Annotated in this window: 1 protein-coding gene and 1 pseudogene; both read left to right on the top strand. The window is 71.5% G+C overall.

Annotation, left to right across the window (positions count from 1 at the left end):
- Nucleotides 1–388: 388 nt before the first annotated feature.
- Nucleotides 389–1,714 (top strand): radical SAM protein, encoded by a 1,326-nt coding sequence (locus ACFTZL_RS43615; protein ID WP_382595807.1) that lies wholly within the window; start codon nucleotides 389–391, stop codon nucleotides 1,712–1,714.
- Between the two features lie 232 nt (nucleotides 1,715–1,946).
- A pseudogene (locus tag ACFTZL_RS43610) lies at nucleotides 1,947–2,842 on the top strand (cellulose-binding protein); the annotation flags it as partial.

Below are 2,842 nucleotides of genomic sequence, written 5' to 3'. Positions count from 1 at the left end.
ACCGGGTCCTGACCGGCAGCTCCCCGCCGGTGGCATGTCGCCGACCGGCCAGGCGGCGGCGGGCGGTGCGTGCCCCGTCGGCTGGGCGCTGCCCATTGCTCCAGGGGACTCGGTGGCGTCACCGGGCGGGGTCTGCCGGCCCGTCATGGCCGCTGTCGGGTGGGCGTGGCGCCGCCGCCGGACGGCGAGGCGTGGGTGGCGTCCTCTCCGGCGGTTGCTGACCGGGCTGTCGCCGACCGGCCAGGCGGCGGTCCGCAGGCGGCGGCGGGCGGCGCGTGCCCCGCCGGGTGGGGTATCGCCCCCGCTCCAGGGGGGACCCGGTACCGCTCACGTACAGCCGTGGGCATACCGTGAGGAGTCGTACGTCCGAGCCGGGAGGAGACACGGGATGAGCAGCGGCAGCCGTACCGCGCTGGTCGAGGATCTGATGGAGCGATTCCCGCACGTCCCGCGGGAGGCCGTCTTCAAGGAGGACCTGCTCCGGGGCGGAGTGGCTTTCGACCCGTCCGCGCTCAGCGACAACGAGGGTGGCGAGGTCAAGCCGAAGTCGTACTTCATCTTCTCCTTCGACCACGGCACCCTGCCGGAGCTGGGCGAGGCCGCGCTGCGCCGCCCGCCCGAGGAGATCATCCTCACCGGCGGCCCGTACGACCTGCGGCGGACCGTCGTCTCGGTCCGGGTGAACCCCTCCTCGCCGTACCGCGTCGCCGCGAACGAGGACGGCGTGCTCGGCCTCTACCTCGACGGCAAGCGGATCTCCGACGTCGGCGTGCCGCCGATGCCCGAGTACTACCGGCACACCCTCACCAACGGGAAGTCGGTCATGGAGGTGGCCCCGACCATCCAGTGGGGCTACCTGATCTACCTGACCGCGTTCCGCGTCTGCCAGTACTTCGGCGCCAAGGAGGAGTGCCAGTACTGCGACATCAACCACAACTGGCGCCAGCACAAGGCGGCGGGCCGCCCGTACACGGGCGTGAAGGACGTCGACGAAGTCCTCGAGGCGCTCGAGATCATCGACAAGTACGACACCGCGAAGGTGTCCACCGCGTACACGCTCACCGGTGGCGCGATCACGTCGAAGGTCCAGGGTCTGGACGAGGCGGACTTCTACGGCCGCTACGCCAAGGCCATCGAGGAGCACTTCCCGGGCCGCTGGATCGGCAAGGTGGTGGCCCAGGCGCTGCCGAAGGACGACGTCCAGCGGTTCAAGGACTACGGCGTGCAGATCTACCACCCCAACTACGAGGTGTGGGACGAGTACCTCTTCAAGATGTACTGCCCGGGCAAGGAGCGGTACGTCGGCCGCGACGAGTGGCACAAGCGCATCCTCGACTCGGCGGACATCTTCGGCGCGCGCAACGTCATCCCCAACTTCGTGGCGGGCGTGGAGATGGCCGAGCCGTTCGGCTTCACCACGGTCGACGAGGCCATCGAATCGACCACCGAGGGCCTGCGCTTCTTCATGTCCCACGGCATCACGCCCCGCTTCACCACCTGGTGCCCGGAGCCGACGACCCCGCTCGGCAAGGCCAACCCGCAGGGCGCGCCCCTGGAGTACCACATCCGTCTGCTCCAGGCGTACCGCCAGACGATGGAGGACTTCGGCCTCTCCTCGCCCCCCGGCTACGGTCCCCCCGGCGCCGGCAACGCGGTCTTCTCGGTCAGCTCCTTCATGGACAGCCTGCCCGCGGACGAGCCGGTGGAGCTCTGACGCCGGACTCGCGCCCGCCGTGTCCCGATGGCGATCCGATGTGATTCGGGTCGCCATCGAGACGTTTCGGCGTTCCGTACGTATCTACTTCCGGAGTCGGCCGCGTGAGGATTTGAATACGCGGCTTGTCAGTTGTGTCGAGAGCGTGAAAAACTCGTCTCCTGCCCCGAGGTTCCCCCCAACTCCTTTGCCAACATGGTGAGTTGACCTCGCTTGTGGATGCAGGAGACTCATGCCCGACCTGCCGACCCCTCAGGACGCCTCCGAGGCCGCGCTGTTCTCCGAGTGCTGGGACGCGGTCCTCGCCTACGCCGACCTGTGCACGTCCGGCTCCACCGCCGCCGCACAGCTCGGCCGCGAGGCGTTCGCACACGGCATACGTGAGGCGCGCGCCGCCGATGCCGGCCCGGTCCGCACCTCCGGGCGCCGCCCCGCCCGGCTGCCCCGCATACCCCTGCTGCTGACCGCCGTACGCACCACGGCCGCGGCCTGGGAGGAGGCGGGGCAGGGCCACAAGCTCGACCCCGACCTGCGGCTGTGGCTCAACTCGGACAAGGCCGCCCGCTACACCGGGCCGCCTCTGCAGCGCCCGCTCGCGCTGCGCGGACTGCGCGACCTCCAGCAGGCAGACGCGGAACTGCTGTGGCTGGCCGAGGTGGAGGCGCTGCCGCTGTCCCTGGTCGCCCGCCGCCTGGGCCTCGACCCGGCCACCGCCGACGACGAACTCCAGCAGGTGCGCACCCTGTTCCGGGACCGCTGCCACCGCAACCACCTCGACACACCGATGGACGCCCGGTGCCGCAGCTACGCCCGGCTGCTGGACGCCGTCACCCGCGCCCCCGCCGCGGACGCCCCGGGCGACCTCTCCCGGCACCTCGCCACCTGCGTGCAGTGCGCCGAGGCCGCCGCCTGTCTGCGCCTGCACGGCGGAGGACTGCCCGGGGCGCTGGCCGGCGGGGTGATCGGCTGGGGCGGGCTCGCCTATCTGGAGCGCCGTCGCCGCGCCGCCGAGGTGCGTCTCGGCGCCGGCCGTCCGGGCCGGGCGGAACTGGCGCCCGGAGAATCGGAGGAGGGCGCGCAGAAGGCGCGCGTCGCCCGCAACGGCCTCCTCGTGGCCGCCGTCCTGGT

The organism is Streptomyces sp. NPDC056948, assembly GCF_042674225.1.
GTDB lineage: Bacteria > Actinomycetota > Actinomycetes > Streptomycetales > Streptomycetaceae > Streptomyces > Streptomyces purpurascens.
The sequence above is the reverse complement of the archived record's forward strand: the minus strand, read 5'-3'. Positions and strand labels throughout refer to the sequence as shown.

Bases quoted from the DNA above. Each gene is read 5' to 3' on its own strand.
- ACFTZL_RS43615 (WP_382595807.1), top strand. From the start codon at position 389: ATGAGCAGCGGCAGCCGTACCGCGCTGGTCGAGGATCTGATGGAGCGA.